The organism is Cupriavidus sp. 05N39 (genome assembly GCF_056397325.1).
In genome coordinates, this window is record NZ_JBFTNE010000261.1 from 1 (window position 1) to 793 (window position 793).

Consider the following 793-nt stretch of genomic DNA (forward strand, 5'->3'; position numbering starts at 1 on the left):
CTCCGGACCCTCCGGACCACGCCACGCCGTCCCCCAACCTTGAACTCGCTGCCCACAGGAGCCCCCAAATGGCCGAACTGATGAACCGTGATGATTTCCGTGCCGCCCTTGAAAACGCCATCAAGGGCAAGAGCGCCAACAAGGCCCCCTTCAGCGTGGCCTGGGCCAGCGGCAAGCTCTCCCGCGACCACCTCGCGCGCTGGGCCGAGAACCATTACCACTACGTCGGACCCTTCGCCGACTACCTCGCCTACATCTACGCCCGCACCCCCGACCGCTTCACCGAAGCCAAGGACTTCCTGCTCGCCAAYATGTATGAGGAAGAAATCGGCGGCGACCGCCATACCGACCTGCTGATCCGCTTTGCCGAAGCCTGCGGCACCACCCGCGAGCGCGTGGTCGAYCCCGACAATATGTCCGCCACCACCCGTGGCCTGCAAAGCTGGTGCTACGCCGTGGCCATGCGCGAAGACCCSRTCGTCGCCGTCGCCGGCCTGGTGGTYGGCCTGGAGTCCCAGGTGCCSTCGATCTACCGCAAGCAGACCCCGACCCTGCGCGACAARTAYGGCTTCACCGACGARGAAGTCGAATTCTTCGACCTGCAYATCGTCTCCGAYGAAATCCACGGCGAACGCGGCTACCAGATCGTGCTGGAACACGCCGACACGCCCGAGCTGCAGCAGCGCTGCCTGAAAATCTGCGAGATCGGCGCACAGATGCGCCTGCTCTACACCACCGCGCTCTATCACGACTACGTCGCCCAGGAGATCTCCCTGCCTGAACTGGGCATGGC

At 64.3% G+C, this 793-nt stretch carries 1 protein-coding gene; it reads left to right on the plus strand.

The window, feature by feature from the left end:
• Positions 1 to 68 precede the first annotated feature (68 nt).
• A partial coding sequence (locus AC1DN0_RS41180; RefSeq protein ID WP_477146621.1) for a TenA family transcriptional regulator occupies positions 69 to 793 on the plus strand: 725 nt, incomplete at its 3' end.